The following is a 24901-nucleotide window of genomic DNA, read 5'->3' as shown; positions in this document are numbered from 1 at the left end:
CGGAACAGGTCGCTGACCAGGATCGTGGCGTTGAACTCGTGCTGGAGGCGGTGGACCAGTTCGATCAGCAGGACCGAACCGCCGCCGAGTTCGAAGAAGTCGTCCCGCTGCCCGATCTCCCCGACGCTCAGCAGCTCCCGCCAGTGCTCGGCCATCCGGGTCTCGTAGAGGGTGACGGGTGGTTCGTGCGCCCGGTCGCGGGTCTCGGGCGCGGGGCGGGTAGGGCGTTGGTGTCCACCTTTCCGTTGGCGGTCACCGGCAGCTCCGCCATCTCCACGAACGCCGCGGGGATCATGAAGGTCGGCAGCGTCGCCGCCAGGTGTCGGCGCAGCTCCCGTACGTCGAGGACGGTCCCCGGCATCGGGACGCAGTACGCGCGCAGGCTGGTGTTTCCGGCCGCGTCGGCGCGCACCGTCACCACCGCCTGCTCCAGCCCGGGCCAGGCGGCCAGCCGCGACTCGATCTCACCGATCTCGATCCGGTGGCCACGCACCTTGACCTGGGAGTCGGCCCGGCCGATCAGGTGCAGGACTCCGGTGGCGTCCCATCGGGCGAGGTCGCCGGTCCGGTACAGGCGCACCCGCTGCTCCGGAGCGTCCCCCTGGGCGGTGGAGGGAGAGGGGAGGGGGAGGGCGACGAACCGCTCCCGCGTCAGCTCCGGGTCACCCGCGTACCCGTGGGCGACGCCGGTCCCCCCGACCCACAGCTCCCCGGTCACGCCGGGCGGCACGGGTTCGCCGCCACCGTCCAGGACGTAGACCGCGCTGCCGGGGAAGGGCCGTCCGATCGGCACCGTCCTGCCGGGGTCGGCGGAGTCCACCGCCCCCTCGAACCATGTGGTGTCGATGGTCGCCTCGCTCAGCCCGTAGGAGTTGACCACCCGGGTGTCGCGCCCGCACACCGCTCGCAGCCGCAGGTACTCCTCGTTCTTCCACACGTCGGAGCCGACCACCAGCAGCCGCATGAAGTCCAGGGAACGGCCGTCGCGCTCGCAGTGCGCCATCAGTCCGCGCACCACCGAGGGGACGAACTCACCGCAGTCCACCCGCTCGCGGACCATCGTGTCGTAGAGCAACGCCGAGTTCAGCAGGAGTTCGCGCGAGGCCAGCACCAGCGTTCCGCCCGAGCACAGGGCCCGGACCAGGTCGCCGGTGAACACGTCGAACGCCGGGCTCGCCATCTGGAGATGGACGCGCGCGTCATCCTCCAGACGGTAGGCGTCGCGCCAGCCCGCGTAGGCCGCGGCCAGGTTGGTGTGGCCGACGCGGACCAGCTTCGGCCGGCCGGTGGAGCCCGAGGTCGACACCAGGTAGGCGGTGGGGTCCTCGGAGTCCTCGTCGGCGGGCGTCGGCTCGGGGGCCGCGACCGCTCGACCGGCGGTGGGCGCCTGACAGGTGAGCAGGAGGTCGGCCGCGGACACCACCGTGACCGGCGCCCCGGCCAGCCGGTCCGCTCCCTGGTCATCGGTCACGAGCAGCCGTGCCTCGGACGCCTCCACCAGGGCTGAGAGCCGCTCCACCGGGTACCCCGGATCCAGGGGGAGGTAGGCGGCCCCCGCTCGGAGCACCGCCAGCACCAGGGTCACCAGCTCCGGTGACTTCTCCATGCACAGCGCCACGACCGATCCCGCCCCCACGCCGCTCGCGCGCAGGTGGGCGGCGAGGCGGGCCGACCGCTCGTCCAGCTCCCCGTAGGAGAGCACGCTCGTGTCGCCCGACTCGGTCGGAGCCGACACCGCGACGGCGTCCGGCGCCGCGGCCGCCGCCCGTTCGAACAGGACGTGGACGGGCTCGGCGCGCTCGGCGGGCACGCGCCGCCCGCTCCAACGGTCGACGATGAGCTCCCGCTCCGCGTCCTCAAGCATCGACAGACGCGACACCGGCTGGTCGACGGGGCCCCGCGTCAGTCCCCGGAGCAGGTTCACGTAGTGCGACAGCATCCGCCGCACGGTCTCGGCGTCGAACAGGTCGGTGTTGTACTTGAACACGCAGTGGAACAGGCCGTCGGCCGCCTCCTCGTAGGCGGAGAGGGTCAGGTCGAACTGGCCCTCCTCCTCCGGCAGTTCGACGTACTCCAGCCGGTACCCGTGCCGTTCCGTGGACACGCTGTGCGTGAGCAGGATGAACATCGCCTGGAAGACGGCGGACCGGCTGGGGTCGTGTTGCAGTCCCAGCTCGTCCACCAGCAGCACGAACGGGTACTCCTGGTGGTCCAGACCGCCCAGAACGGTCGTGCGCACCCGGTCGAGCAGTTCGGCGACGGCGGGATCGCCCGACAGGTCGGTGCGCAGGGGCAGCGGGTTGACGAAGTACCCGTACACCGACGCGAACTCCGGGCTGGTGCGGCCGGTCACCGGGCTGCCGACGATCAGGTCGTCCTGGCCGGAGTAGCGCTGGAGGAACAGGTAGTAGGCGCTGAGCAGGACCACGAACACCGTGACGCCGCGGTCCTCGGCCAGCGCGCGCACGCGTGCGCTCAGGTCGGCGTCGAGCGTGAAGAACTCCGAGGCGCCGTTGTTGGTCTGCACGAGCGGGCGCGGCCGGTCCGTGGGCAGGTCGAGCGCGGGAGTCTCCTCCGGCAGGTGGTCGATCCAGTACTCGCGCATCCGCGCCGCGTCGGGACCGGCGAGGAACCGGTTCTGGTGGTTGAGGAAGTCGAGGTAGGTGGCCGCGTGGTCGGGCAGTTCGATGGGGTGCCCCGACCGCAGCCCCTCATAGACCGCGAACAGCTCCTCGATGAACGTGAACGTGGAGATCGCGTCCGAGACGATGTGGTGAACCGCCTTCATGATCACCCAGTGGTCGTCCGCCCGGCGGTAGAGCCGGAACCGCACCAGCGGGTCGCGCTCCAGGTCGTAGGGCTCGCGGTAGGTGTCGACGATCAGCCGGTGGATCTCCTCCCACGGCCGCCCCTGGACGTCGACGAGCGCGTGGTCGTGCAGCGCGTCCTCGACGGGGCGGACGCGCTGCACGGGGCGGCCGTCGCGCATGGACACGTTGGTCCGCAGGCTCGGGTGGCGCTCCACGACCGTGCGGAAGGCCGTGAACAGGGCGTCGGGGTCGATTTCGGCGCGCACCTGGACGGCGCCGCCGATGTTGTAGGCGAACCCGTCCGGGTTGAGCTGCTTGAGGAACCACAGAGCCTTCTGGTTCTGCGTCAGCGGGTACTCGGCGGGGTCGGAGAACAGCTCGACCGCACCCGTGCTCACGCCGCCGACCACGCCGTCGGCGACCAGCTCCGACAACCGCCCGCCCAGTTCCTGGACCAGGGCCGCGACCGACCCGGAGCCCAGGAGGGCGACCACCGGCACGGTCACCCCGATCTCGGCCTGGATGCCGGAGCGCAGCTCCATCGCCAACAGCGAGTCGACCCCCAGGGAGCTCAGCGTCGCCGCCGGGTCGACACGGTCCTCCGACACGCGCAGGACCCGCGCCACGACCTGCCTGAACCGCTCGGTGAGCAGGTCTTCCCGGGACTCGGCGGGCGTGGCGGCGAAGACCTCGGGGAAGGCGCCCGCAGCGCCTGTGGAGTCGCCCGACACCGCCGACGCCGCCTCGGCGAGGTCGGACACCAGTGGCGGCGGTGGCGAGTACCAGGCCAGGAAGGTCGGCCAGTCGACCACGGGGCAGATCAGGAGCTGGGCTCGGTCCTGCTCGACGACGCGTTCGAGCACGGCCATGCCCGCCTCCGGGGACAGCGAGCTCATGCCGCGCGCGGTGCGGTAGTGCTCGACCAGACCGAGTTCCTCGATCATGCCGGTCGCCCACGGGCCCCAGTCCAGGCTGATCGCGGGCAGTCCGCGCGCCCGGCGGTGGTGGGCCAGGGCGTCCAGGAGGGCGTTGCCCGCCGCGTAGTTGGTCTGACCCGCGGTGGTGAGCAACCCGGCCACGGAGGAGAACAGGACGAAGTGCTCCAGCGGCTCGTCGGCCAGGAGGCGGTGCAGCAGACGGGCGCCGGTGGCCTTGGGAGCGAACACCGCGTCGAACACGGTCCGGTCCATGGCGGGCACCAGGGTGTCGTCGACGTGTCCGGCCAGGTGGAACACCCCACGCAGCGGCTGTGCGTCCCGCGCGCGCCGGGCGGCGAGCCAGGCGGAGAGGCCGTCGCGTCGGTGAGGTCCAGGCAGACCGGTTCGACGTGGGCGCCCAGCCGCTCCAGGTCGCGGACGAGACGGACGTCGCGGCCCGCACGGGTGTCGGGGTCGGTCTCCCGCCACTGCGCTCGGTCGGGCAGGGGCGTGCGGCCGACCAGCACGAGGCGGCGTGCCCCCCGCTGGACGAGGGTCCGGCACAGCAGACGGCCGAGCGCTCCGAACGCGCCGGTGACCAGGTAGGCGCCGTCGGCGCGCAGCCGCAGCGGCAGGGGGCGCGGCAGGTCGGTGACCGGGAGCAGACGGCTGACGTAGCGCCCGCCGTCGCGCAGGGCGACCTCGTCGTCGCCGGTGTCGGCGGTCAACTCGGCGAACAGGGCGGCGGCCTCCGCGCCGTGGTCGTCCGGCCGGGGGCCGAGGTCGACCAGGACGCCCCGGTGGTCGGTCAGCTCCTGCTGCCACAGGACCCGGCCCACGCCCCAGGCCGGAGCGCCGAGGGGCTCGACCTCCTCGCCGGGGACCACCCCCTGCGCCTGACGGGTCACCACGTGCAGGGCGCCGCCGAGCTCGCGTGCGCCCAGGGTCTGGGCCAGTGCCACGAGGGAGTAGGCGCCGGTGCCCGGGAAGGCGTCGGCTTCGGCGTCGTCGGCCCCGTCGAACGACGGTGCGTCCAGGTTCCACATGTGGACGACGCCCGCCAGGGCGCCGCCGCGTTCTCCCAGGTCGTCGAGGAGGCGGTGCAGGTCCTCGGCCGAGTCCGGCCGGACCTCGAAGGCCCGACCGCTTTCCTCAGCGACCGAACGGATCTCGTGTGCCGCGTGTTCACCACCAGCCCCACTGTCCCCGTCAACGGCGTGGTTCGTGTCCCTGTCATGGCCCGTGCCCCCGGTCCGCGTCGCGCGGTCCGCCCTCGCCGCGAGGGACTCCCGGGACCCGCGGACCTCGCCCAGGGCATGGAAACCGGCGCCCGGCCGGACCAGGTGGCACCGGCCGCCGCGTTCGGTCACCAGCGCCGCGAAGGCGTCGGCCAGACCCCCGGCATCGGCCAGGACGAGCCACTCGCCGCCCGGCCGGGCGGCGACCCCCACGGTTCCCGCCGCCTCGTCGCGCTCCTGCCCTGGGGTCCGGGAGCGTTCGTCGGTCCCGTCCGGGACCGACGCTGGCCGCACGGTCTCGCTCGTCGCGTCAGCGTCACCGGTTCCGGTGGACACGGCTCCCTCGTCGGCCGCGTACGAATCGACCGGCAGGAGGTCCGGGGCGGGCACCCACGCGACGTCGGACAGCCAGCCGTCGATCGTGCCCGTGCCCACGGACGTCGACGCCCGCTCCACGTCCACCGCGCGCAGGCCGGTCACCGCGCCCAGCGGGGTCCCGTCCTCGGCGTAGAGCCGTATGTCCCCCACCAGTCCGTCCGCGTCCTCGCCCGCGACCCTCGCGTGCGCCCACACCGGCCGGTCGCCGATCGGGTCGATCAGCACCTCGGCCACCGACACCGGCAGACGGATCCCCGTACCGCTCGCCCCGGTCAGCCGGGTCGTCAACAGGGTCTGGAAGCAGGAGTCCAGGATTACCGGGTGGATGTGGTGGTCGGCGGCCTCGCCCCGGACCGGCGCGGTCGGCCGGACGAGCGCGAGTGCCTCGTCCGCGCCGGTCCACACCCGCTCGATGCCCTGGAACGCGGGCCCGTAGTGGTACCCCAGCTCACCCAGCGCCGCGTAGCACGCGTCGCGTCCAGACTCCGGTCGGCACGCCCGCGGACCGCGTCGACGTCGAGGTCCGGGCCGAGGCGGCGGGGCTGGCCTCCGCGCACCGTTCCGGCCGCGTGCACCGACCGCTGGTCGATGGAGCCGGTGGCGACGGCGAAGGCCGCGTCGTGCGGAGCGAAGGACACCCGCGCACGGGTCACCGATCCCGTGGGCAGGAACAGCGCCCGTCGGAACTCCACGTCCGCCAGCCCCGCGCGCTCACCGCCGGTCAGCGCGCGCGCCGCCTGGATCGCCATCTCCAGGTAACCGGCGGCGGGGAACACCGCTTTGCCCTGGATGCGGTGGTCGGCCAGGTAGGGCGTGGTCTCGGTGTCCAGGGACGCCTCCCACGCCGGATCCGCGCCGGGCAGCCGTCGTCCCAGCAACGGGTGGTCGACCCGGCCCAGCCGGACCCGCGCCACGTTCTCGGGCTCCACCCAGTACCGGTCCCGTTTCCACGGGTAGGGCGGCAACGGGACGGGCGCGCCCTCCGGGTGCAGGGCGCTCCAGTCGATCTCGACACCCAGTCCGTGCAGCTGCGCCAGGGACGTGGCCATGCGCTCGGGCTCGTCCTCCCGGCGTCGGATCGAGGGCAGGCAGCGGCCCTGGGAACCGCGGGCGTCCAGGCCCTCCCGGATCGCGTGGCCCAGGACGGGGTGCGGTCCGATCTCCAGGAACACGCTGTGTCCGTCCTCGGCCAGCCGGTTGACCGCCGCGTGGAACCGCACGGTGCGGCGGACGTTGTCCCACCAGTAGTCGGCGTCCAGTTCCGGCCCCTCGGCCCTGCCCTCGCGCCCGGTCAGGTAGAGCGGGACCTCGGCGGGTTTGGGACGCAGGTCGGCGAGAGAGGTGAGGAGTTCGTCCTGGATGGGGTCCATGCGGGCGCTGTGGTAGGGCACGAGCACGTCGAGGAACCGGTGGAAGACTCCCTCGTCCGCGAGCTGGTCGGCCAGCTCCTCCAGCGCGTCGGCGTCGCCCGCGAGGGTCACGCTCGCCGGGGCGTTCACGGCGGCGACGGAGACGCGTGCGCCGAACGGCCGGACGCGCCGCTGCGCCTCCTCCTGGGTCAGGCTCGCCGCCATCATCGTGCCGGTGCCCACCAGGGTCTGCTGGAGTCTGCTGCGGTGCACGATCACCGTGACCGCCTCCTCCAGTGTGTACACCCCGGCCTCGTAGAAGGCAGCGGCTTCTCCGGTGCTGTGACCGACGACGCGTCCGGGGCCACCCCCCAGGACCGCCACAGCGCGGCGAGCCCCACCTGGACGGCGAAGTTGGCTGGTTGGGCGAGCCATGTCTGGTCCATCCGAGAGGCGTCCTCGTCGGCGGACATCTCCTCGATCAGCGACCAGCCGGTCAGGCGGGCCATCTCCCGGTCGCACCTCTCGACCGCCGCGCGGTACACCGGCTCGGTCTCGAACAGCTGGCGGCCCATCCCCCACCACTGCGGGCCCATCCCGGTGAAGACCCACACCAGCCGCCGGTCAGCGGCCGGGAGGACGCGGCCGTCGACCGCACGCGGGTGGCTCTCGCCCCGGGCGCAGGCGTCCAGCGCCTCGACCAGGGACTCGCGTGAGGAGTACACGACCGACAGTCGCGACTCCAGGTGCTCGCGGCGGTGCGCGAGGGTGTGCGCGACGTCGGCGAGGACGGCGTCACCGGAGGCCAGTTCGTCCCGGATGCCGGCCGCGATCTCGGGAAGGGTCCCGGGGTCGCGAGCGCTCAGCGGGAGGATCGCGGTCCCGTGGGAGCGGGGCGGCCGTGCGGCCAGGACGGGGGCGTCGTGTCGCGGGGGCGCCTCCTCCAGCAGCACGTGTGCGTTGGTGCCGCCGAATCCGAACGAGTTGACCCCGGCGCGGGCCGGGCCGTCCTGCGCGGGCCAGGGGGTCGCCGCGGTGGGGATCGTGTAGGGCAGGGCTTCGGCGTCGATCTCGGGGTTGAGCTCGTCCAGGTTGATCTGCGGAGCGATCACGCCGTGCTTGAGGCTCATCACGGTCTTGATCAGTCCGGCCACACCGGCGGCGGACTCGGTGTGGCCGATGTTGGCCTTGACCGACCCCACGTAGCAGGGCGCCCCCGCCGCCCGGCCCACGGCCAGTGCGCGGCCGAGCGCGCCGGCCTCGACCGGGTCGCCGACCGGCGTGGACGTGCCGTGCGCCTCCACGTACTGGAGGTCGCCGGGCGTGATGCCCGCCTCGGCGCACACCTGCTCGACCAGGCGCGCCTGGGCGTCCGGGTTCGGGACGGTGATCCCGTCGGTGCGCCCGTCCTGGTTGACGCCGGTCGCGGTGATCACCGCGTGCACGGGGTCTCCGTCGGCCAGGGCCCGCGACAGGAGCTTGAGCGCGACCATCCCCACGCCCTCCGCGCGGACGTAGCCGTCGGCGGAGGCGTCGAAGGTCCGTGACCGGCCGTCGGCGGACAGGAACCCGCCCTTGGTCTCGGCGATGGTGTACTGCGGGGTCATGTGCAGTAGGGAGCCGCCCGCCAGGGCCACGGTGCTCTCCCCCCGCCGCAGGCTCTGGCAGGCCATGTGCACGGCCACCAGGGACGAACTGCACGCGGTGTCGAGGGAGACGCTGGGCCCGCGGAAGTCGAAGCAGTGGGAGATGCGGTTGGAGACCATCGTCATCATGGTCCCGGTCGCGGTGTGCGCCGCCAGGGTGTCGAAGTCCAGGTCGGCGAACTGGAGGATCTTGTAGTCGAGGGTGAAGGCGCCGACGAAGACTCCGACGTCGGTTCCGGCGAGGCCGAACGGCTTCTGGCCGCCGTCCTCCAGCGCCTCCCAGGCCACCTCCAGCAGTTTGCGCTGCTGCGGGTCCATGTGCTCGGCCTCGCGCGGGCCGATGCCGAAGAACTCAGGCTCGAACCGGTCGAATCCGTCGATGTACCCGCCGCGCCCGCCGACCAGGCGTCCCGGCTTGGCCCTGTCCTTGCTGCCGAGGGTGGCGACGTCGTACCGGTCGGCCGGTGTGGGGATCAGACAGTCGCGGCCGTCGACGATGTTCCTCCAGAATGTGCGATAGTCGGACGCGCCGCCGGGGAAGCGGCAGCCCATGCCGATGATCGCGATCCTGTCGTTGGCGAAGGATGATTTGGGGATATTCAGCATCGTTTCCTTCTGGATTCTCGGATGTGCGTGGTGATTCCGCCCGTTCCCCGTCATAGCGGGATTTTTCGGGCACGCGGGCACCGCGGAGGGGTCCAATTCCAGTGAAAGGCGTGCTCGTGCCGTGCGCCGTCTTCCGAGTTCGGCCTTGCGGCGGCGGGCATGACCCGGGGCTGCCGCGTGGCTGTGCGGGGCGTGGGGCGGTGGTGGAGTCAGCGGTCCGTGCGGACTGGGTGCGGTCCGCGGCGGTGGATGGTGGACCGGAGCGTCGGATTTCGGCGCGGCGATAGGAAAGTACCAGGTGGACCCTCTGTGTGCTCGACGTCTCAATTCGTTTCGTCCGGATATGCTCCATATGTAGGCATGTAAAATGGCAGAAGTGGTGGAATTAGGGTGTTATGTGATCACTTAACGGTCAGGGGGGACAAGGGAATGATCACGCCCGGATTGTTTATGGTTCCGCGCGCCTCAGGCGGGGCGGCCCCAGCCGCACCGCGCTGAGTGGGGCGTGCAGGGCCAGGGAGGCCTCGGCGATCAGGAGTGCGCGGCCGTCGGCCGGCTCGTGGCCGGTCCGCTCCCGCGTGGCGAGGCTGGCGCCGAGGTCGAGTCGCGGCTGGACCGGGAGGCGCCCCGACCGGGACTGCGGCGCCGGAAACGGGGGGCCGCCCCGGGGAGTCCGGGGCGGCCCGTGTTCGCGCGTGTTCCGCTGAGCGTCAGTGCCCGCCGGACAGGGTGCCGGTCAGCTCCTTGTGCAGTCGCTGGCTGGGCTGGTTGAGCCCGGTGATCTCGACCTCCACGCCGTGCCTGCGGAAGTGCTCGGCGACGTGGTCCAGGGCGGCCACGGCGGAGGAGTCCCACACGTGCGCCTCGGACATGTCCACGACCACCCTGGTCAGGTCCTCCTCGGCGTAGTCGAACCGGCCCACCAGCTGGTTGGTGGAGGCGAAGAACAGCTCGCCGTGCACCGTGTACACCCGTGTGCCGCCCTCGGGGTCCAGCACACTGGTCACGTCGGCCTGGGTGGCGGCCTTCTGGGCGAAGAGCACCATCGACACGATCACCCCGATGATCACGCCCAGAGCGAGGTTGTGGGTGTAGACCACGACCGCGACGGTGACCACCATGACCAGGGTCTCGGTCCACGGCATCCTGCGGACCGTGGCCGGGGCGACGCTGTGCCAGACGAACGTGACGACGGACACGAAGATCATCACGGCGACCAGGGCCGCCATCGGGATCATGCCGACGACGTCGCCGAGTCCCACGCACAGGACGAGCAGGAACACACCGGCCAGGAACGTGGAGACGCGGGTGCGGGCGCCGGAGGAGACGTTGATCATCGTCTGGCCGATCATCGCGCACCCGGCCATTCCGCCGAAGAAGCCGACGATGACGTTGGCGATGCCCTGGCCGCGCGCCTCGCGGGAGTGGTCGGAGGAGGTCTCGGTCTGCTCGTCGACGACCTTCGCCGTCATCAGCGACTCCATCAGACCCACCAGGGCGAGGGTGAGGGAGTAGGGGGCGAGGAGGGTGAGGGTGTCCCACGTGAACGGCACGTCCGGCAGGAAAGGCACCGGCACACTGGCGGGCAGCTCTCCCATGTCCCCGACGGTACGGGCCTGCAGGCCCAGGGCGATCGAGGCGACCGTCAGGACCACGATCGCCACCAGCGGCGCGGGCACTGCCCTGGTGAGGCGGGGCAGGCCGAAGATGATCGCCAGGCCGACGCCGACCATGACGTAGACCGGAAGGCCCACGTCCACGAGATGCGGCATCTGGGCCAGGAAGATGAGGATGGCCAGGGCGTTGATGAACCCGGTCATGACGCTGGGCGGCACGAACCGCATCAGCTTGGCCACCCCGAGCAGGCCCAGCACCACCTGGAGGAGACCGGCGAGGATGGTGGCGGCCAGGAGGTGGTCGACGCCGTACTCCATCGACAGCGGCGCCGCGACCAGGGCCATCGCGCCGGTGGCAGCGGAGATCATCGCGGGGCGACCGCCCAGGAAGGCGATGGAGACGGCCATGACGAAGGACGCGTACAGGCCGACGCGGGGGTCGACCCCGGCGATGATCGAGAAGGCGATGGCCTCGGGGATCAGGGCCAGAGCCACCACGAGCCCGGCGAGCACGTCGGCGCGGAGCTGGGCCGCGTTGGGGACGCGGGACTTCCACGTTCGTGCGGAGGTCTTCAGCGGCAGATTCATGGAACCCATCTGGGGTCGGGTAGCCCACAGCCAGGGCCGCGGTGTTCGGGGCTGGTGGCGCGGTGCGGCGCGCGCGGCGGACCGGCACCGCGTGGGTGTCGGGTGGCGCCCGGTGCTCCGGTGCTCCGGTGCGGGTGGTGCTCCGGGGCGCGGCTGCGTCGCCCCGTGCCCGACCGAGGCCTCCGGGGAGCGTGTCGCCGGGAGGGTCGGGAAGTCGTCGGTGGACCAGCGGAGGGTGCGTGGGTCCAACGGGACCGACTCTACCGTTACGTGAGGGTTTGCGTCACTGTGCGCGACTGAGACAACCCTCACAGGAGGACGTCGTCGGGCGCGTTCCCGCTGACGGGACGGGAATCAGGGCGCGACACCCGTCGCGGACGCGTTGACCCGGTGTGACGATCGGTGAGGCGGTGCGGGGATGTTCACACCGTCGGGTCGGCGTCGCGGCCCGCGCGCCGCTCACGCAGGCGCTCGGCGAACTCCTCGGCCATGTCCAGCTCGCGGCGCAGGGTGACACAGCGGTCGGCGATGGCCGCCTCGAAGGCGTCCAGGCGCTCGGCCAGCGCGGCGCGTTCGCCCTCCCCGACGCCGGGCGCTTCAGACCGTCGACGGCCGTGAGCAGGTCACGGGTCTCCTCCAGGCTGAACCCGAGCGGCTTCATCCGCTTGATCAGTTGGAGACGGTCGACGTCGCTCTCGGTGTAGAGCCGGAAGCCTCCGGGGGAGCGCTCGGAGGGAACGACCAGGCCGACCTCGCCGTAGTAGCGGATCGAGCGCAGGGACAGCCCCGTGCGCTCGGCCACCTCGCCGATCCGCAGGCGGTGTTGCACGCAGCTCCCCCTCCCGCCGGTGTTCACCCCACGTTAGCGGCGGATTCGCGGATCCTGGTCGCACGGGCGGGGGCGTGGCAGGTCACATCCGACGAACGCGGGTGCGGGGCCACCCGGTCGGCATGGCGGCCCCGGGGCGGTGTGCTCCGGGGCCCGGCGAGCCGTGTCGTGACGGTCGGGTTCGGTCAGCGGCCGTCCAGCAGCGGCCGGGCGGGGTCCCAGCCCTGCCCCTTGCGGCGGGCGGCGATCCCCGACAGCGCCTCCAGCACGACGCGGTTGCCCAGCATCGCGGTGATGTCCGCGTGGTCGTGGTCCGGTGACACCTCCACGATGTCCACCCCGACCACGGGCAGCTCCACGCAGATGCGGCGCACGGCGTCCAGCAGCTGGCGCGAGGTGAGGCCGCCCGGCTCCGGGGTCCCGGTACCCGGGGCCATCCCGGGGTCGACGACGTCCACGTCGACCGACAGGAACACGCCCTCGCACTCGTCGGTGGCCAGGGCGAAGGCCTCGTCCAGGCAGGTGTTGAGGCCGCGCGCGTCCATCTCGCTCATCTCGTAGCAGCGCATGCCCTGCCGGGCCATCCAGGACAGCGTCTCCTCCTCGGGCCAGTAGCCGCGCAGCCCCATCTGGATGAACCGGTCGCCGCGCACGGCGCCCGACTCGATCAGCCTGCGCATGGGCAGCCCGTGGCCGAGCAGCGACCCGAAGTCGATGTTTCCGGTGTCGGCGTGCGCGTCGAAGTGGATCACCGACACGCGCCCCCACCCGTGGTGGCTGGCCACACCCTGCACGTCGGGCAGGGCGATGGTGTGGTCGCCGCCCAGCATGACGGGGATCTTCCCGGCCGCCGCGACCTTGGCCACCGCCTCGCGGACGTTCTCGACCATCCCCTCGATGTCGCCGTTGAAGCAGTCGACGTCGCCCGCGTCCCTGACGTTCAGCTCGACCAGGCCGTCGGCGCGGACCGCCAGGTGCGGGCGTCGCCCGTCGTGCGGCAGGTAGTCGGTCCCCCGGAGCGCGCGCGGGCCGAAGCGCGTGCCCGCACGGTAGGACGTGCCCCCGTCGAAGGGCACCCCCATGATGACCGCTTCGGAGTCGGCCCAGGTGGCGGGTTGGTCGAGGTCGCACCGGTCGATGCCGAGAAACGTGATGTCGGGGCCGAACAGCGGGGCGAAACGGGTCATGGACGGTCTCCTTCGATGGTGGACGAGGTGGTGCTCGTGCCCGGGTCGGCGGTCGGGCCCACCCGGCCCCGGACGAGCAGGTAGTAGGAGGCGCCGGCGATCGGACCGCCCAGCAGCGACAGGTCGGCGCCGGCGGCGGCGGCCAACGGGCCGAGCCACAGTTCGGAGTCGGCGGCCAGCGCCGAGAACACGGTTCCGATCGTGAGGGCGATCAGGCCCGAGCGGTGGAACCCGCGGGTGTAGCGGTAGGGGCCGCCGTGGAGGTCGTGCAGCCCGGCGGTGTCGTAGCGGGCGCGGCGCAGGGCGGCGTCGGTGAGGAACACCCCGGCCCAGGGCGTGAAGACCACGACCATGACCGACAGCAGGGACAGGACGGCCGCGGTGAAGTCGACGACGAACAGGGCGACCGCCGACCCCGAGGTGACCAGGACGACCTGGATCAACACGGTCCGGGCGCGCCTCAGCGGCACGCCGAGGACCTGGAGGTTCAGCCCCGAGGAGTAGAGGGTCATGATCGTGTTGGTGACCGATCCGCCCACCACGACCAGCAGGAACGGAACCTGGAACCAGACCGGGAGCAGGCCCGCGACGGCCTCGACGGGGTCGGTGTCCGCGTCGGTGCCGACCCTGGTAGCCGCGGCGACGCCGATGACGCCCAGCGCCACGGAGGGCAGCATCGCGCCCAGCCCGGTGGCCAGGGTGATCCCGCGTGCGCGGCTGTCGGCGGGCAGGTAGCGGGTGAAGTCGGCGCAGATGGCGATGTAGGACAGGGCGCCGCCGGAGACGGCGACGACCAGGCCCAGGCTCCACGCCCACAGGCGGGGCTCGGTCGGGGCGGTGACGGACAGGTCGGCCTGAGGCAGGACGAGGACGCCGAGCACTACCGTGCACACGACCAGGCCCACGCCCAGCCAGCGCTGCATGACCTCGACGGTGGCGTGTCCCCAGACGGCGACGCTGGCGGTGCACGCGATCATCAGGACCAGGGCGGTGACGCGGACCGCCGCGCCCTCGCCCAGTCCGAGGGTGTCGGCCAGGACGGCCAGGGCGAGGACCCCGACGACCGTGTTCAGGATGATGTAGCCGATGCTGACGAGCCAGTTGAGTACGGCCACGGGGTAGTTGCCCCAGCGCCCGAACGGGGCACGGGCGACGACGAGGGTGGGCGAGCCGGTGCGGGCGCCGGTGATCGACGCCGCTCCGACCGCGAAGAAGGCCAGGTTGCCGATGAGGAAGATCGCGGTCGCCTCCCAGAAGGAGAGGCCGAAGCCGACCACGAGGCGCCGTTGATGACGAAGGTGAAGGTCAGGTTGGCGCCGAACCACACCCAGAACAGCTCGCGCGGGCCGCCGTGGCGGTCGCTGAGCGGGATGCGGTCGGCGCCGTGGGTCTCGACCTGGAAGACCTCGTCCGTGGCCACTCCCGTGGACGGGCGTCGGATGCCGTGGGGGTCTGGCATGTGCACTCCTCGGGTCCTGACTTTAAAATCAACTTGACTGATTTTAAAGTCAGAGTGAACTGCGACACAAGCGCCCGATGGTAAAGAATGGCGCCATGACCTCCAGCGACAGCCGCATTCGCATCCTCGACGCCGCCGTCGAGCTGATCGCCCGGGACGGATACGACGGCGTGCGCCTGGCCGAGATCGCCCGGCGCGCCCGGTCCTCCACGGCCCTGATCCACTACCACTTCGCCACCCGCACCCAGCTGCTGGCCGCGGCCATCGCGCACTCCCTGGACCGCGAGCACGCGCGGTCCGCCCACCTGGCCGAGGACGTCGGCCGCACCTCGCCGCCGGAGCGCGTCGCCGACCTGGTCGACTTCTGGCTACCGCTCACCCCCGACGACGTGCGGGAGTGGATGCTGTGGTCGGAGCTGGAGAGCCGTGCCGTGCGCTCCTCAGACCTGGCGAACGCGCTGACCAGCCTCTACGCGCGAATGCGCGAGCCCTTCTCCGAAGCGGTCCGCGACGGCGTCGCCTCGGGCGACTTCGGCCCCTGCGACCCTGATGAGGCCGCCGCCATGGCCCACGCCCTCCTCGGCGGACTGGCCGTGCGGCTCCTGGCCCGCGATCCGGTTCTGACCGTCCCGGCGGCGCGCGAGCTGGCCGGGCGGCACGTCGCCCTGGCCGTCGGCTACCCGGGAACGCTGCCCTTCACCGATCGCGACGTCCCCGAGCACGTGCCCGACCCCGGCATCGAGCCCGCCCCACCGCGCCGCAGAGCCACGCGCGCGTAGGCGGAGCCGTCCGCGCGCGGCCGGATCACGGTCCGCGGCCGGTACCGGGCGACGGGCGCACCGCCCGAGGAGCGCAGGAGCGCCGCGACCCTGCGTGTCCCTTGGCGGAGCCCGTCCGCTCTCAGGGCAGGCGGCGCGGGTTGCTCGGGTCGCTCTCGTGGTGGAGCCGGTCGACCGCGGTCACGAAGTACGTGTGCGCACCGCTGCCTCCCGGCACGGTCAGCACCGTCTCCCTGCCGCGCGCGGCGCGCACGGTGGTGACCAGCGAGCGGGGGTCCTCGAACCGGCACGGCGTCGGTCTGAACCCGTCATGGCCCTCGAACGCGTACACCGCGTAGTAGGCCGGCGCCATGCCCTGCCCGGCGCGGACCCTCAGCCGGACGTCGCCGCCCGCCGACTCGGCCCCGACCACCACCGGCCGCCCGGGCGTGGCGCCGCCCCGGTCCGGCGTCACCGGAACGAGGGCGGGGCGCGCGTAGTGCTCGCTGGCCAGGATCGCCATGGCGTCGGCCGCGTTGGTGCGCAGGGACGTGGCGCTGAAGTAGACCTCGCCGTGCACACCGGGGTGCGCGCGGTCCATCTCGACGTGTCGGGCGAGTTCGCGGGGGTTGGACCAGGCGCCGTCGTTGCCGACCTTGTAGGCGGCCTGCCCGATGTACAGGTGGGTTCCCGTGCCGGCGGTGACCCTCTCCCACCAGGGGACCAGTACGGCGTAGTCGGCCACCGGCAGACCGATCTCCCAGTAGACCTGAGGGTTGACGTAGTCGAGCCACCCCTCGCGGACCCATCGGCGGCTGTCGGCGTAGATGCCGTCGTAGGACTCGAAGCCGCGGGTGTCGGAGCCGTCCGGGTCGCTGGACGCGTTCCGCCAGATCCCGAACGGGCTGATCCCGAACCGGGCGTGCGGTTTGGCCGCGTGCACCGCCGCGCTCATCTCCCGCACCAGGCGGTTGACGTTGTCGCGCCGCCAGTCGCCGATGTCGTCGAACGCGCCGCCGTACCGCTCGAAGGTGTCCCGGTCGGGGATCGGCGCACCGGACGAGGGATAGGGGTAGAAGTAGTCGTCGAAGTGCACGCCGTCGAGGTCGTAGTTCTCGACCGCGTGCATCATCGCCTCGATCACGAACGAGCGCACCTCGGGGATGCCCGGGTCGTAGTAGAGGCGGCCGTTGTAGTCGAACACCCAGTCCGGGTTGCGCCGGGCCGGGTGGCCCTCGACCAGCCTGCCAGGGTCGTCGTGCATGGCCACCCGGTAGGGGTTGAACCAACCGTGGAACTCCAGGTTGCGGGCATGGGCCTCCTCGACCGCGAACTCCAGGGGGTCGTATCCGGGGTCGCGGCCCTGATGGCCGGTGAGCCATTCCGACCACGGTTCGTGCGGTGAGGGCCAGAAGGCGTCGGCGGTGGGGCGGATCTGCACGAACACGGCGTTGAGGCCGTTGGCCCTGGCCTCGTCGTAGAGGCCGACCAGTTCGGCGCGCTGTTGCTCCGGGGCCAGCCCCTGCCTGCTCGGCCAGTCGATGTTGTGGACCCCCGCGATCCACTCCGCGCGCATCTCGCGCTTGGGAGGGGCGAGCGGGTCGGCCTCGCACTCCGCGGGTCCGCGTCGGAGCCCGTCCGGTTCGGCCGCGGCGGGCGGCGCGTGGAGCAGGGTCGTGGTGAGCGCTGCGGCGAGCGCGCCGCTCAGGAGGGCGGTCCGCCGTCCGCGGATCCGGGCCGTCGCGGCCGCGGGGGCGGGCTGGTTCCGGTTCGGTCGTGCCAACGTGGCTCCTTCCGGCTTCCTCCTGGAAGCAGTGCGTGGGCCAGACACCGCATGCAGTCTCATCGTAGCTTTTCTGACACGAAGGGTGACGAAGTGCGGAGGGTCTGTGAAAAACCTTCATGAACTTCTCGAAAAGCGCAAGAGTTCTCCGCCAGGTTGGCAAGGGAGTTGACGATGGGCGAGATGGGGCCGTCCGGAGTGGACTCCGCGCGGCATGGCCTCGGTCGGCTCCAGGGCTGGCTGAGCCCGGCGGCGCACCGGGCGGGTTCCCGTGCACTTCGGCGGGAATCCCGTGTGCGGCGGGCTCCGCGGGCGGCTAGCGTGCATGTCGACCCCCGCATGACCCGATCGGTCCGACGCGGGGTCCCCCTCGACCGAAGACACCCTCGACCCGCGCGCGCCAACGGGCGAGCACAGATGGGACACCCTTGAACAACAGTCGAACCCAGGAACTGCGTCTGATCGTGACCGGAGGGGGAACGGGCGGGCACACCTATCCCGCGCTCACGGTCGTCAACACCCTGCGTGAACGGCTGGAGGCCGAGGGGAGGACCCTGAAGGTCCTGTGGGTGGGCGCCGCCGACAGCCTGGAGCAGCGGGTGGCCGGGTCCAACGGGATCGCCTTCGACTCGGTCGAGGTCGGCAAGATCCGTCGTGCGGCCAACCCGCTGAGGATGCTCACGAAGGAGAACCTCCGCGACATGGCCAACGTGCCGCGCGGCGTGCTCCAGGCCCGGCGGATCATCACCGGCTTCGCGCCCGACGTCGTGCTGGCCACCGGCGGCTACGTGGCCGTTCCCGTGGGCGTGGGCGCGGCGATGTGCCGCCGCCCCCTGGTGGTGCACGAGCAGACCGTGCGCCTCGGGCTGGCCAACAAGGTGCTCGCCCGCCGCGCCGCGCGGGTCGCGGTGTCCTCTCCGTCGAGCACGGGCCTGCTGCCGGACGACGTCCGCGACCGCGCGGTGATCACCGGCAACCCGGTCCGCCCCGAGGTGCTGCGCGGGCGGGCGGACCGGGCCGCCGAGGGGCTCGGATTCGAGGGGCACGACCCGTCGCTGCCCACGGTCTACGTGACCGGAGGCGCCCAGGGGTCGGCACAGATCAACGGCACGGTCCGCGACCTGCTGCCGTGGCTGCTCTCGCGCGCCAACGTCGTGCACCAGTGCGGCGCGGCCAACCTGGACCCGCTGCGCGAGGCCACCCGCGACCTCGACCCCGAGCTGCTCGTCCGCTACCACCTCACGGACTTCGTCGGGCCGGAGCTGCCCGACGTGCTGGCGCTGGCCGACGTCGTGGTCTCGCGCAGCGGAGCGGGGACGATCGCGGAGCTGACCGCGCTGGGCAAGGCCGCCGCGTTGATCCCGCTCGCCACGTCCGCCGGTGACGAGCAGCGGCACAACGCCCGGCACCTCCAGGAGTCGGGAGCGGCGGTCGCGCTGCTGGACGAGGTCGGCGCCGACCGGCTGCGGGAGGCGGTCGAGCCACTGCTGGCGGATCCCGGGCGCCGCCGTCGGATCGAGGAGAACGCCCGCGCGCTCGGACGCCCGGACGCGGCCGACCGCCTGGTGGACGTGGTCCTGTCCGCCGCCCGCGCCTGACCCGCGTTCCCGACGGCCTTGGCTGAGGGCCGTCCACTCCCGACCGCCTCCGGCTGGCCGCGCGCTCACGGGCGCCGCGGTCACCCGGAGTGCCTGGTCCGACGCGCGCCTTGCATGATCATTCATTTTCGCGCATACTTATTGCCATGTCCAAGGTACTCACCTCTCTCCCTGTCGGTGAACGCGTCGGCATCGCCTTCTCCGGTGGTCTCGACACCTCGGTGGCGGTCGCGTGGATGCGCGAGAAGGGCGCCGTCCCGTGCGCCTACACCGCCGACATCGGCCAGTACGACGAACCCGACATCGCCTCGGTGCCGGGGCGTGCCGCCGACTACGGGGCGGAGGTCGCCCGCCTGGTCGACGGTCGCGCCGCCCTGGTCGAGGAGGGGCTCGCGGCTCTCGCCTGCGGGGCGTTCCACATCAGGACCGGTGGCCGCGCCTACTTCAACACCACCCCGCTCGGGCGGGCGGTCACGGGCACTCTGCTCGTGCGCGCGATGCTCGAAGACGGCGTGCAGATCTGGGGCGACGGCTCCACGTTCAAGGGCAACGACATCGAGCGGTTCTACCGCTACGGCCTGCTGGCCAACCCGGCTCTGCGCATCTACAAGCCCTGGCTGGACGCCGACTTCGTCAACGAGCTCGGCGGTCGCAAGGAGATGTCGGAGTGGCTGACCGAACGCGGTCTGCCCTACCGGGACAGCGCGGAGAAGGCCTACTCCACCGACGCCAACATCTGGGGCGCCACGCACGAGGCCAAGGCCCTGGAGCACCTCGACACCGGCGTGGAGATCGTCGACCCGATCATGGGCGTGCGGTTCTGGGACCCGGAGGTCGAGATCCAGGCCGAGGACGTCACCATCGGCTTCGAGCAGGGCCGACCGGTGAGCATCAACGGCAAGTCCTTCCCCGCCGCCGTCGACCTGGTGCTGGAGGCCAACACCGTCGGCGGACGCCACGGCCTGGGCATGTCCGACCAGATCGAGAACCGCGTCATCGAGGCCAAGAGCCGGGGCATCTACGAGGCGCCGGGCATGGCGCTCCTGCACGCGGCCTACGAGCGGCTGGTCAACGCCATCCACAACGAGGACACCATCGCCGCCTACCACAACGAGGGGCGGCGGCTCGGCCGGCTGATGTACGAGGGCCGCTGGCTGGAGCCGCAGGCCCTGATGCTGCGCGAGTCGCTGCAGCGCTGGGTGGGCACCGCCGTCACCGGGGAGGTGACGCTGCGGCTGCGGCGCGGCGAGGACTACTCGATCATGGACACGCGCGGTCCCTCGTTCAGCTACCACCCGGACAAGCTGTCCATGGAGCGTACCGAGGACTCCGCGTTCGGCCCGGTCGACCGGATCGGCCAGCTGACCATGCGCAACCTGGACATCGCCGACTCCCGCGCCAAACTGGAGGAGTACGCCAGCATCGGCATGGTCGGGGAGAACGCCCACCCCACCAGCATCGGCGCGGCCCAGGCCGCCGCGACCGGGCTGATCGGCGCGATGCCCGAGGGCGGCGCCGAGACGATCGCCTCCCGCGGCGAGGGCTCCGGCGACGGCGACCTGCTCGACCACGCGGCCATCGAGTCCGGCAACGACTGATCCGCGGCTTCGCGTGTCCGGCGGTCCGCTCCTGCTGGGAGGAGCGGACCGCCGCGTCCTCAGCCGGCTCCGGACCTCAGCGGGGCCCTGGCCTGGTCGTCCTCTCCCGGCGGGCGTCCACCGGCCGCGTACCGGTCGCTTCGGATGAAGGCCACGCACAGCACGGTGAGGACGGTGAGGGTCGTCAGGCCGAGGACCGTCAGCAGGGGCGTGAACGGCACGAACAGCAGCGTGCTCACCAGCTCGCTTGCGATCAGCGCGAACAGGATCATCCGGATCGTGAACGGCGTGAGCCGCGTGCAGATCCACGCGCCCAGCGGCGCGCCGACCGCGACGACGGGTGCCGCCGCGACCCAGTAACCGACCACCGCCCCGGTGAAGTCGCCGATGACGAACACGTGCGCGGTGAACGCGCCGATCGAGACCACGGTCATCATGATCACTGTCGTGGGCGTGCTCACCTTCTCCGAGACCCGGAACAGCAGGACCAGGAGGAGGAACATCACGCAGTTCTCGCCCACGCCCGCCACGCCGCTGAGCACTCCGCCCGCGAAACCGGCGCCGACCACCAGGGCCCGTTCCCGGACGGTCCACTCGGGAACGGCCGGGTTCCTCCGGTACCCGCGTTGGAACAGCTGGAGGAGGAGCGCGACGGCGAGTGCCACGAGCAGCATCGTGAACAGCACGCGGACCAGCGGAAGCGGTACCAGCGGCGCCAGGTACACGGCGCTGACGACCACGCCGACCACGCCCGCGGCCGAACCGTGGACCACCACCCGTCGTTCGACGGGCACCCGGCACGCCAGGATCGAGATCGAGGCCGCCGTCATGCCGACCGACTGGATCGCGAACGTGAAGACGCGGGCCTCGTCGGCGGGAACGGACAGCAGCTTGGTCATGACGGGGAAGGAGACCGCCCCGCCTCCCTCACTGGTCCCGCCGCCGATGAGCGAGCCGAACACCATCGTGAGCGCCACCGGCCAGTTGGCCTGGAGGGCGTCGAGGAACCGCGGCCCCCACACGAGAGCCCACACCAGCCACACGCAGGCGGCCAGCGCGGCGTTGACGACGACGACCCTCGGAACTCTCGTTCCCGGTTGATCTCCCGTGACGCGCATACACCGTTCTCACCGTTTCTGGGGGGAGGGCGCTGGCGACTCTACCGAAGCGTCCCGGTGCGGCGGTTCTCCTGACCTGCCCACCTCCCGGTCGACCGTTTCCCATCCCACAGCGGAATCTCTACATCATTTGACTTACTCCAGAAAAGCGACCAGACTGAGGACCATGCCAAGCCCTTCGGATTTCGAGCGAATGCTGCGCGAGTCCGCCCTGCGGGTGACGAGCCCTCGGCTCGCCGTTCTCGCCACCGTTCACGAGCACCCGCACTCGGACACGGAGTCGATCATCGGCCTCGTGCGCGGCAGCCTCGGGACGGTGTCCGACCAGGCCGTCTACGACGTGCTCAAAGCGCTGACCAGCGCGGGTCTGCTACGACGCATCCAGCCGCAGGGCTCCGTGGCCCGTTACGAGACCCGGGTCGGGGACAACCACCACCACATCGTGTGCCGGTCGTGCGGGGCGATCGCCGACGTCGACTGCGCCGTCGGCCACGCGCCGTGCCTGACCGCCTCCGACGACCACGGTTTCTCGGTCGACGAGGCCGAGGTCGTCTACTGGGGGATCTGCCCCGACTGCTCCGTGGCACCCGGTTCCTGAATCAACGTTTCACCTCTCTCCCTTAGGCGAAAGGATCTCCATGCCTGACAGTCACGAAGCGGCCGCAACAGGCGGCTGCCCCGTCGCCCACGACCGCGCGCCGCACCCCACGGCGGGCGGCGGCAACCGAGGCTGGTGGCCGAACCAGCTCAACCTGAAGATCCTGGCCAAGAACCCGGCCGTGGCGAACCCGCTCGGTGAGGGGTTCGACTACGCCAAGGCGTTCGGGGCCCTCGACCTGGACGCCGTGAAGGCGGACATCGCCGAGGTCCTGACCACCTCCCAGGACTGGTGGCCGGCCGACTTCGGGCACTACGGGCCGCTCATCATCCGCATGGCCTGGCACAGCGCGGGCACCTACCGCTCGCACGACGGCCGCGGCGGCGGCAGCGCCGGTCAGCAGCGTTTCGCGCCGCTGAACAGCTGGCCGGACAACGTCAACCTGGACAAGGCCCGCCGCCTGCTCTGGCCGGTGAAGAAGAAGTACGGCCAGAACATCTCCTGGGCCGACCTGATGATCCTGGCCGGCAACGTCGCGCTGGAGTCGATGGGCTTCGAGACCTTCGGCTTCGGCGGTGGCCGCGAGGACGTGTGGGAGCCCGACGAGGACGTCTACTGGGGTCCCGAGACCACCTGGTTGGACGACCAGCGCTACACGGGCGACCGTGACCTGGAAAAGCCGCTGGCCGCTGTCCAGATGGGCCTGATCTACGTCAACCCGGAGGGCCCGAACGGCAACCCGGACCCGGTCGCCGCCGCGCGCGACATCCGCGAGACCTTCGCCCGCATGGGGATGAACGACGAGGAGACCGTCGCCCTCATCGCCGGCGGCCACACCTTCGGCAAGACCCACGGCGCCGCCCCGGACAGCAACCTGGAGGCCGACCCCGAGGCCGCCGGCCTGGAGATGCAGGGCCTGGGCTGGAAGAACAACCACGGCACCGGCAAGGGCGGCGACACCATCACCTCGGGCCTGGAGGTCACCTGGACCACCACGCCCGCGCAGTGGAGCCAGGGCTTCTTCAGGAACCTCTTCGAGTTCGAGTACGAGCTCACGGAGAGCCCGGCCGGCGCGAAGCAATGGATCGCGAAGGACGCCGCGGAGATCATCCCCGACGCCCACGACACCGCCAAGAAGCACAAGCCGACCATGCTCACGACGGACCTGTCGCTGCGCTTCGACCCGGTCTACGAGCGGATCTCGCGCCGCTTCCACGAGCGGCCCGAGGAGTTCGCGGACGCGTTCGCGCGTGCGTGGTACAAGCTGACCCACCGTGACATGGGCCCGAAGGCGCGCTACCTCGGCCCGGAGGTCCCGGAGGAGACGCTGATCTGGCAGGACCCGCTGCCCGCGTGGGAGGGCGAGATCGTCGGCGAGGCGGAGATCGCCGCGCTCAAGGCCAAGGTGGCCGAGTCCGGCCTGTCCGTCGCGCAGCTGGTGTCCACGGCATGGGCCTCGGCGTCGACCTACCGCGACAGCGACAAGCGCGGCGGGGCCAACGGCGCGCGGATCCGGCTGGAGCCGCAGGTCGACTGGAAGGTCAACAACCCGACCGAGCTTCGCGAGGTGCTCGGCGCGCTTGAGGAGATCGCCAAGGAGTTCAACGCCTCGTCCGACACCAAGGTCTCGCTCGCCGACCTGATCGTGCTCGCTGGCGGCGTCGGCGTCGAGCTGGCCGCCAAGGCCGCCGGTCAGGACGTCGTCGTGCCCTTCACCCCCGGTCGCGTGGACGCCACGGCCGAGCAGACGGACACCGAGATGTTCGCCTACCTGGAGCCGGTCGCCGACGGCTTCCGGAACTACTACGGCGAGGGCAACCGCCTTCCCGCCGAGTACCTGCTGCTGGACAAGGCGAACCTGCTCGGCGTGAGCGCTCCCGAGATGACGGTCCTGGTGGGCGGCCTGCGTGTGCTGGGCGCCAACCACGACAACTCCGACCTGGGTGTCCTCACCGACCGGCCGGGCGCGCTGACGAACGACTTCTTCGTCAACCTGCTCGACCTGGGCACCGCGTGGGCCCCGACCGGCGAGACCTCCGAGACGTCGCGGACGTTCGAGGCCAAGGACGAGTCCGGCGCGGTGACGTGGACCGGCAGCCGTGTCGACCTGGTGTTCGGCTCCAACTCCGAGCTGCGCGCTCGCCGAGGTGTACGCCTCCGACGACGCGAGGGAGAAGTTCGTGGCGGACTTCGTCGCCGCGTGGACCAAGGTCATGAACGCGGACCGGTTCGACCTCGTCTGATCCGCACCCGGGTGCGCGGCACCCCCCGGAGCCGGCTCGGTCCCACGGCCGAGCCGGCTTTTGGCGCAGGCCGGTCATCCCCATGACGTTGGCCGACGTGGACGGCATCGCGCCGGGTGTGTCCGCGCACGTGAACAGGTGCGGCTACCTGCCCGCGGCTCCCGTAGCGGCCCCCGGGCGGACCCACCGCCTGTTCGTCCTGTGGTTGGACGACGCGGAGCTCGACGCGCTCGACGCCACGGAACCCAACTACCGCGGCCGCTGCCGGTGGACCGCCACCCCGTCACGTTCGTGTCCGGTGCGCGGCTCCCGCCCTGCTCCATCTACGTCAGCGGGCACGGCTGCCTGGTGGACGGCGAGGGACGGCCGCGGAGGCTGACCGATCAGGCGACGCTCATCCGGTCCCTGCTGGCGGAATCACCCGAACTCCGCCGACTGTGCGGCCCCACACCGGACTCCTTCGTGGACCGGGCCAGGGATCGGGCCGTACGGGACGCCGTGCGCGGACTCCTCCGGGCCGAGGGACGCGTGAGCGCCCAACCGGGGTTGGCGCCGTGACCGCCCGGGTCCACGGGTCCGCGG

At 71.7% G+C, this 24901-nt stretch carries 11 protein-coding genes and 5 pseudogenes; 6 read left to right on the top strand and 10 right to left on the bottom strand.

The features are described from left to right. Window positions 1–26: 26 nt before the first annotated feature. The 8 genes and pseudogenes from BJF83_RS30350 to BJF83_RS04970 form a co-directional block, all read right to left on the bottom strand. A pseudogene (locus tag BJF83_RS30350) lies at window positions 27–155 on the bottom strand (phosphopantetheine-binding protein); the annotation flags it as partial. Then, a complete protein-coding gene (locus BJF83_RS30875; protein WP_394329293.1) occupies window positions 128–3679 on the bottom strand; it encodes an amino acid adenylation domain-containing protein in 3552 nt (1183 codons plus the stop codon). The gene BJF83_RS30875 and the pseudogene BJF83_RS30350, both read right to left, overlap by 28 nt. A 141-nt stretch (window positions 3680–3820) precedes the next feature. Beyond that, window positions 3821–5799 (bottom strand): annotated as a pseudogene (locus BJF83_RS30870) (KR domain-containing protein); the annotation flags it as partial. Between the two features lie 218 nt (window positions 5800–6017). Beyond that, window positions 6018–8890, bottom strand: a pseudogene (locus BJF83_RS30865) (type I polyketide synthase); the annotation flags it as partial. A 764-nt stretch (window positions 8891–9654) separates the two neighbouring features. After that, entirely contained in the window at window positions 9655–11157 is a 1503-nt protein-coding gene (locus tag BJF83_RS04985) for a SulP family inorganic anion transporter (protein WP_075925355.1), read from the bottom strand. 413 nt (window positions 11158–11570) lie between these two features. Further along, a pseudogene (locus BJF83_RS04980) lies at window positions 11571–11965 on the bottom strand (MerR family transcriptional regulator). Window positions 11966–12162: 197 nt separating this feature from the next. After that, on the bottom strand, window positions 12163–13164 hold the full coding sequence (gene speB / locus BJF83_RS04975) for an agmatinase (protein ID WP_075925354.1): 1002 nt from the start codon (window positions 13162–13164) through the stop codon (window positions 12163–12165). Continuing rightward, complete coding sequence (locus BJF83_RS04970; protein WP_262391328.1) at window positions 13161–14441, bottom strand: cytosine permease; 1281 nt, start codon at window positions 14439–14441, stop codon at window positions 13161–13163. Before BJF83_RS04970 ends, speB begins: the two co-directional genes overlap by 4 nt. A gap of 277 nt (window positions 14442–14718) precedes the next feature. Between BJF83_RS04970 and BJF83_RS04965 the strand changes: the two genes are divergently transcribed. Beyond that, complete coding sequence (locus tag BJF83_RS04965; RefSeq protein ID WP_075925353.1) at window positions 14719–15402, top strand: TetR/AcrR family transcriptional regulator; 684 nt, start codon at window positions 14719–14721, stop codon at window positions 15400–15402. A 121-nt stretch (window positions 15403–15523) separates the two neighbouring features. On the opposite strand, the gene BJF83_RS04960 is transcribed toward BJF83_RS04965, so the two are convergent. Next, on the bottom strand, window positions 15524–17164 hold the full coding sequence (locus BJF83_RS04960) for a glycoside hydrolase family 10 protein (protein WP_075925352.1): 1641 nt from the start codon (window positions 17162–17164) through the stop codon (window positions 15524–15526). 428 nt (window positions 17165–17592) lie between these two features. Between BJF83_RS04960 and BJF83_RS04955 the strand changes: the two genes are divergently transcribed. Then, window positions 17593–18762 carry a glycosyltransferase gene (locus tag BJF83_RS04955; RefSeq protein WP_075925351.1) on the top strand — a complete coding sequence of 390 codons (1170 nt, stop codon included), beginning with the start codon at window positions 17593–17595 and terminating at the stop codon, window positions 18760–18762. Between the two features lie 146 nt (window positions 18763–18908). Next, a complete protein-coding gene (gene argG, locus BJF83_RS04950) occupies window positions 18909–20360 on the top strand; it encodes an argininosuccinate synthase (protein WP_075925350.1) in 1452 nt (483 codons plus the stop codon). Window positions 20361–20419: 59 nt separating this feature from the next. Here argG and BJF83_RS04945 read toward each other — a convergent pair whose 3' ends face one another. Next, entirely contained in the window at window positions 20420–21478 is a 1059-nt protein-coding gene (locus BJF83_RS04945; RefSeq protein WP_075925349.1) for a TSUP family transporter, read from the bottom strand. 166 nt (window positions 21479–21644) lie between these two features. Here BJF83_RS04945 and BJF83_RS04940 point away from each other — a divergent pair, with 166 nt between their 5' ends. The 3 genes and pseudogenes from BJF83_RS04940 (at window position 21645) to BJF83_RS26540 (ending at window position 24698) form a co-directional block, all read left to right on the top strand. Beyond that, window positions 21645–22076: a Fur family transcriptional regulator gene (locus tag BJF83_RS04940; protein WP_075925348.1), complete on the top strand. Its 432-nt coding sequence runs from the start codon at window positions 21645–21647 to the stop codon at window positions 22074–22076. 40 nt (window positions 22077–22116) lie between these two features. Next, a pseudogene (katG, locus tag BJF83_RS04935) lies at window positions 22117–24319 on the top strand (catalase/peroxidase HPI). A gap of 82 nt (window positions 24320–24401) precedes the next feature. Then, window positions 24402–24698 (top strand): hypothetical protein, encoded by a 297-nt coding sequence (locus BJF83_RS26540; protein WP_143831790.1) that lies wholly within the window; start codon window positions 24402–24404, stop codon window positions 24696–24698. Window positions 24699–24901: the final 203 nt, after the last annotated feature.

It is taken from the genome of Nocardiopsis sp. CNR-923 (assembly GCF_001942255.1).
GTDB lineage: Bacteria > Actinomycetota > Actinomycetes > Streptosporangiales > Streptosporangiaceae > Nocardiopsis.
This window is presented reverse-complemented; position numbering and strand designations above follow the sequence as displayed.